Origin of the sequence: Lysinibacillus sp. 54212 (assembly GCF_036662795.1) — a bacterium.
Lineage (GTDB): Bacteria > Bacillota > Bacilli > Bacillales_A > Planococcaceae > Lysinibacillus_B.
In genome coordinates, this window is record NZ_JBAFWZ010000051.1 from 1 (window position 1) to 6,375 (window position 6,375).

At 39.2% G+C, this 6,375-nt stretch carries 7 protein-coding genes; all 7 read right to left on the bottom strand.

Features of this window, described 5'->3' with window-relative positions; genetic code table 11:
* Window positions 1-71 precede the first annotated feature (71 nt).
* The 7 genes from flgL to V4T18_RS18030 all read right to left on the bottom strand — a co-directional run bounded on the left by flgL (window position 72) and on the right by V4T18_RS18030 (window position 6,182).
* Window positions 72-998, bottom strand: a complete 927-nt coding sequence (gene flgL, locus V4T18_RS18000; protein WP_332651792.1) for a flagellar hook-associated protein FlgL — start codon at window positions 996-998, stop codon at window positions 72-74.
* Window positions 999-1,050: 52 nt separating this feature from the next.
* On the bottom strand, window positions 1,051-2,574 hold the full coding sequence (gene flgK, locus V4T18_RS18005) for a flagellar hook-associated protein FlgK (protein WP_332651794.1): 1,524 nt from the start codon (window positions 2,572-2,574) through the stop codon (window positions 1,051-1,053).
* A 68-nt stretch (window positions 2,575-2,642) separates the two neighbouring features.
* The gene (locus V4T18_RS18010) at window positions 2,643-3,149 is read right to left on the bottom strand and encodes a flagellar protein FlgN (RefSeq protein ID WP_332651796.1); all 507 of its coding nucleotides are present in this window, start codon (window positions 3,147-3,149) and stop codon (window positions 2,643-2,645) included.
* 15 nt (window positions 3,150-3,164) lie between these two features.
* Window positions 3,165-3,425, bottom strand: coding sequence for a flagellar biosynthesis anti-sigma factor FlgM (gene flgM, locus V4T18_RS18015; protein ID WP_332651798.1), 261 nt, complete (start codon window positions 3,423-3,425; stop codon window positions 3,165-3,167).
* Between the two features lie 205 nt (window positions 3,426-3,630).
* Entirely contained in the window at window positions 3,631-4,047 is a 417-nt protein-coding gene (locus V4T18_RS18020) for a TIGR03826 family flagellar region protein (RefSeq protein ID WP_332651800.1), read from the bottom strand.
* Window positions 4,048-4,177: 130 nt separating this feature from the next.
* Window positions 4,178-4,777, bottom strand: a complete 600-nt coding sequence (locus V4T18_RS18025) for a ComF family protein (protein ID WP_332651802.1) — start codon at window positions 4,775-4,777, stop codon at window positions 4,178-4,180.
* Window positions 4,770-6,182 carry a DEAD/DEAH box helicase gene (locus V4T18_RS18030; protein ID WP_332651804.1) on the bottom strand — a complete coding sequence of 471 codons (1,413 nt, stop codon included), beginning with the start codon at window positions 6,180-6,182 and terminating at the stop codon, window positions 4,770-4,772. Before V4T18_RS18030 ends, V4T18_RS18025 begins: the two co-directional genes overlap by 8 nt.
* Window positions 6,183-6,375 lie beyond the last annotated feature (193 nt).

The following is a 6,375-nucleotide window of genomic DNA, read 5'->3' on the forward strand; positions in this document are numbered from 1 at the left end:
TTTCGGGGCTGAACGTCCACTTCGTGGGTTGCCCCTGACGCTTCGCTTTCGGGGCAGAACGTTAGTAGATTTTATCTAATAAAATCTACTAACGTTTGCTGAATAATTTTGGCGCCTACCGACAAAGCGGCTTGGTGGATGGATTCTTGAGTTACCATCTCTGTAATCGTTTTTGCATAGTCAGTATCTTCGTTTTGTGATTTTTGCTTTGTTATGTTTACATTTTGGATATCTAAACGATTTTCCATCATTTCCACTCGATTTTGGCGTGCACCAACTTCTGCTCGTATTGTAAGTGTTTTTTCGTATAAACCGTCGAGGGCAGGGATGTTGTTCCCCGCACCGTCAGACATATCTAGCCCAAGTGCATCACTAATTTCCGCACTCGTCGCATCACTTTGAAGTACTGTTTCTACACGTCCCATAAAGTCATCAACTTCTTTAAAGAAGTCATTTCCTGGTGTATTTAGCTTCATCGAAATGCCGTCAAATACGTTTATTTTAATCTCCCCTGTCGCCCCTGTTGTAATTGCTGGATTTTGGGGACCAGTTGAATCTGTATATAAAGGTTGGCTCGTATGTGTACCAGAGAAAATATAGTTATCTCCTACCTTTGAATTGGCAACATCACGAAGTTGTTGTTTAATTTGTGTAATTTCTGCATTAATTTTTTGTCGGTCTTCTGTTGTGTTAGTATCGTTAGCTGCTTGAACAATTAGCTCCTTTACTCGCTTCATAGCAGAACCAACTTGATCTAGAGCCTCGTCTGTCGAATCTAACCAAGTGTGTGCTTCACGAATATTTCGTTTGTATTGCTCGTTTTTATCTAATTCAACACGATACCCCATTCCCTTTACTGCAACAACAGGATCATCTGATGGGCGAGAGATAATTGAACCTGAGTTCAGCATTTCTTGGTATTTTGACATTTTATTATAGCTCGAATTTAAATTTCGTAGCATATTACTTGATAACATCGATTGTGTAACGCGTGTCATAGTTATACCCCTTTCGTCAAGCTATTAATAGAAGAGCATATGGATCAATAAATTATAGACCTACTCGTCCCATACCATTAATAATTTTTTCTAATGTTTCATCTATTACAGTAATCATACGTGCATTCGCATTGTACGCTTGCTGGAATGTAATCATATTTGTCATTTCTTCATCTAACGAAACAGAGCTTATAGAAGCACGGCTATTTGCAATTTGCAATTGCAGTGTGCCCGAATTGAATGTATTTCGAGCAGCCTCTTCACCTTTAACCGCTAATTTTCCAACAAGGGATTTATAATAGCTTTGGAATGTGCCGTTTTGAAGTGCTCCTCTTGTTTCAGATTGAAGCGCAGCTAATTTACGAATGTTTTCGTTATTTCCTTCTTCACCAGTCGCTCCAGAAGCTGCAACTTCTTTAGGATCAGTAATCTCTACCTTTATATTGCGCGCAGAATCACCCGAGAAGAAAGGCTGACCTGGATTACCATCTAAATCGAATCCACCTTGATGGATTGCATTAAATGCATCAACAAAATCCTTCACTAATACATCTAAATTGTTCAGCATTTCAGGATATAACCCTTGCCCACCGCTATGTCCATATGAATCGACTAGCGATAATAGTTTGCCTTTAGCTGCATCTAGTTGACCATACGTTACATTAACAGTAGTTGATGCTGTCGGTGGATCATCAATAGCTGAGATGGCAAAGCCTGCAAATTCATTGTATTCGCCTGTTGCAATGTCATCAACTTCTCCATCCACAGGTTGATTATTCGTATCCATTGCATTAATATGTGCGTATTTATTACCATTAACAAGCTCCATCCCATTGAACGTAATCGTCATACTTCCTTCAGCAACAGAGGAAGCCAAGCCGCCCGATTCTACCATTTCAATAGAAACTGGAAGATATTGATTTAACTCATCTACTAGAACATCACGCGCATCATATAAATCATTCGGTACATAGCCATTTGGTTCAACGGCTCCAATTTGCTTATTAATCGCGGCAATTTGCTTTAAAATAGAGTTTACTTTATCAGTTGAAACGGATATTTCATTTCCGATATTCCCTTGGATTATCTTTAACTGCTTATCCATATAGTTGAACGATTCAGCAAGTGCCTCTGCTTTAGAGATCATTACTTGACGACCCGCTGTATCTTTTGGATTATCGATTACATCCTCCATCGACTTCCAAAAGTCTGTGAATGCTTGGTTAATGCCAAATTCTGAAGGCTCCGTCATGATGTCTTCCATTTGAGAAATTGATTTTGTTGCTGACTCCCAATAACCAAGCTTATTCGCTTCTTGGCGGAATTGACGGTCGATAAACTGGTCACGAATTCGTTGAATAGAGCCTGCTTCTACACCTGTTCCAAGATGTCCTGGATATTTCGGTGAGTTTAGTCCTGGAAATGGATAGCCATCTGTCGCCTGCATATTAACCCGTTGACGAGAATACCCCAGTGTATTGGCATTTGAAATATTGTGACCTGTTGTGTATAACGCCGTTTGTTGTACAAATAAACCGCGCTTACTTGTTTCTAACCCCATAAATGTAGAACGCATGTTGCTTCCTCCTTTTTTATGTATTGCTTATAAAGGGATGGACTGTATGTAAATGCCCCTTTATAGCGTTATGCCTGCGAATCATAGAATGATTTTTTTGAAACATTTGTCTCGCCTCGCACCTCAGCACCTGAATAATTGAACGTGCTTGTTTGATTGTGCTGCGGTCGTAACATATCAAGCGAGAAATTGACAAATTGTAAGGACTGTAATACTAGCCTTTGATTTAAATCATTTTGCTCTTTTAATTCTGTAACAAGATTCACTAAACGTTCTCTTATTTTCTGCAAAGCTTGTTTTTCTGACTCCTCAGCAGCATCTATCAACTCGGCAACAGTTGGTGTGTCAGTGAAAGCAATTCCCTTTGCTCGTAGGTAATCCGTTACCATCATCTGACGCTGTTGCTCAAGTGTTTCGATTGCCGCTACATGAGCCTGCTCTGTTTTTAACATGCTATCAAGCTGCTCCATGTCGTTGGCCTTGATAAATTCTGTTTTTTTCTGTGCTAATTCAAGTAAGCTTTTATGCATTCTTTCAAGCTTCTCAAGCGTTGAAATTAGGTTTTCTACTGACATGTAGCGTATCTCCTTTTAAAAGCGGTAATATTTCAGCATATCCTCTGCCACTTTACGTGCATCTACTTTATATTCACCAGACGCAATTTCTTCCTTCAGTTTTTCTACACGCTCAGCACGCTCTGTATTGTAATTTTTCGTACCTTGCATTTCCTTTGCAGTAATTGAGATTTCTAATTTATCAGCAAATGATTGCCCTTTTTTCACATCGTTAATTTGACGATTGGACTGATTATACGGGTTAATAGAATTTACACCAAAAGTATTTATTTTCATCAAGAATGCCTCCCCTCAACAATTTTTATCTAATCTATATTTCGGTACGTTCATAAAAATGTTAACGACTGAATTAGAAAAACACATCTATCACCTAAAATAAGGGAAGTTGACGTATTTTCTTATACAGATATTTATTTGATTTTATACTTTCCTAGAACAAAAAATAGAGTCGCTCTTTATTTAAAGAACAACTCTAATTGTACTATCTTTTTTTACGATCCGCATGATATGTACCCCGGTCTTGTTCAAGAATACTATCTCGGAATTCTTTTGCTGCCTCGAATGTTCGTAAATCGGATTTGATTGAATCCTGACACTTTGAACAAAGTTTCCCTTTATGAGTCAAATGACCACAGTTATCGCATGGATAGCCTAAATTAGGGAACGTCGCAGGGTGTAAACGCCCCTTCCGCACCCACTTATACAGTAACTCTTTATCTACCCCCGTAGCCTCTTCAATTCGATCAACTGTTGCGGCACGGTTTTCACGCTTTCGTAAAAAACGATACACTACTTGATATAAATCCTCTTCCTTTTGTGCACAATTATGACAAACCTCTCTAAGTCCGGTGTAGTTAAAAAATGACCCACACATTGGGCAGGCGCGTAATTCAGCCATTAAAATCCCTCCATTTTTTCCAGAACAAACTATATTTCTAGTATACAGTATAAAAATATTTAGCGGACTATACAATTATAAATGTGACTATGCTCGTTATCTAGCGAATAATTTTTACATTTTTTTGATATTAGCCCCGAATTAAACTGAATGAAGAAACCTTTTTCGCCCCTGCTTCTAACAGCACCTTTTCCGCATGCGCAATCGTTGTCCCGGTAGTAAAAATATCATCCACAATAATATAGTGTGTCGGTTTTATTATCATCTCGTTCCTTACTCTAAACAATTGTTTAACATTCATTCGTTCTTCACGTGTTTTCCCGACCTGTGTTTCTGTTGTCGTTTTTTGAAGAACCTGTTGATACGGTATTTCGGCTGCTTTTAAAAGCTCGTCAACCTGTGAAAACGTTCTTTCCTTCATTTTTTCGGGGTGCATAGGCACAGGAACTATGATTCCTTGTATCCGTTTCAATTGCCCTGCAATATTTTTCCGAAAAACTTTCGCTAGTAGCACATCATGCATAAATTTATAACGATGCATATAATCTTTCATTGCCTCGTTATAGTAATATAGCGCAATATGATCGTCCTCAGGATTTACATAGGTCTCAAAATTCTGTTCACAACGTATACAAATCGTTCGCGAGAATCTTTCTAATAATGTTAGCCAGGAGGATTCAATTGACAAGACCTGGTCACAAAGCAGGCAATGGGTAATTTCTTTATTCATACGAGCCACCACCGAACCCAATGAGATTATATCGTTCAATTTCTTCCTTCGCCTCGTCCATCTCCACGGTTATACCTTGATGAAAGAAAATAACATCTCCGTCTGGAAAGGCACTATTCCTGCCAACTCGACCGCTAATTTGAATGAGTGCCCCTGATGTGAAAATTTTACTTTCAGCTCCTATAACTGTAACGTGAACATTTTTTATCGTAATACCTCTCTCTAAAATAGTTGTCGTAAGCAAGCCAGGTATTTTTTCATTTCGTAATTGTAGTACCTTTTCTTTCCTTTCATCGTCCTCTGCATGAACGGAAGTAATGCCTTCATGAAGTCTTTGAAATAAGGGTGTCGCCTGCTCCATTAGATTAACCGTTGGGAAGAAAATTAGGAAAGGCTCTTGTTTTTCGATTCTCTTCATTGTCCAAAGAGCGAGCTTTTTCGGAATTTTACCTTTTGAAAATTGCTTGGAATAGCTCCATAAGGCTTCGAAACGAGGGACCGGCAACGGAAACCCATGATAACGTTTCGGAATAAATGAATACCCCCACCCCTCACTTTTCACTTTGCCAAGGATGGATTGAGACGGTGTTGCTGTTACAAAGGCAATAGGTGCAATCTTTGTTTTTGCCTTCATGACAGCCTTTTGTAATGCCTCATCAAATGTGTATGGAAATGCGTCCGCTTCATCTACAATCATAACGTCGAACGCTTCCTGAAACCGGTACAACTGATGTGTAGTTGTAACAATAAGCTGACCAAAGCCATGCTGTGATGGGGAGTTTGCGTACAATGCGTGAATCCTTGTTCCCGGAAATGCTTGTTGCAAACGCGGAAACAGCTCAAGAACAACATCCGTTCTCGGAGTAGCCACACAAACACGCTTCCCTTCCGAAAGTGCTTTGTAGATAGCTGTAAACAGAACCTCGGTTTTTCCAGCTCCACAAACGGCATGCAACAGATGATGACGATTGACTTGTAGACTTGCTGAAAGCTCCTCTGATGCCTGTTGCTGTGCCTTTGTGAATTGGCCTTCCCACGCTAAACGATGCCTTTTTTCACTTTTAGGCTGTGGGCCATTCCAAATAATAAGTTCTGTACAACTGCTCAAACGCCCCATATTAATACAGTGTCGACAATACACACATATTTTTTGACAGCGAGCACATTCGTAATAAACATAACGTCTCTTATCTTTATTGTGACACCGATTACATTCTAGTGATTCTTTCTTGTTGTCGATAGCGGTTAATACACGGAAGTATCCATGATGTATATACCTGTTGATTTTTTCTTGCGGAAATGGGCTTGTCTCACGTGACCAAATTCGCCCCGAAAAAAAGTGTTGAATTGATGGTTCTATTAACAACCCTTTGTATTGCAACCTTTTAGATTGATGGTTTAACATATTGAGCCTCCTTAATTTTTTGGATGAATTTTTTGATGAATTTTTTGAGCTTTTTATGATAGTTTTGATTGGTCTTAGGTTTTTTTAGTCGGTTACGTTTTTGCGGGTGGGGCTGGCTTTTGTTCGGATAGACTCTCGTTTTGTGCGGATAGCTACTCCTTTTGTTCGGATAGACCTCGCTTTTGTGCGGATA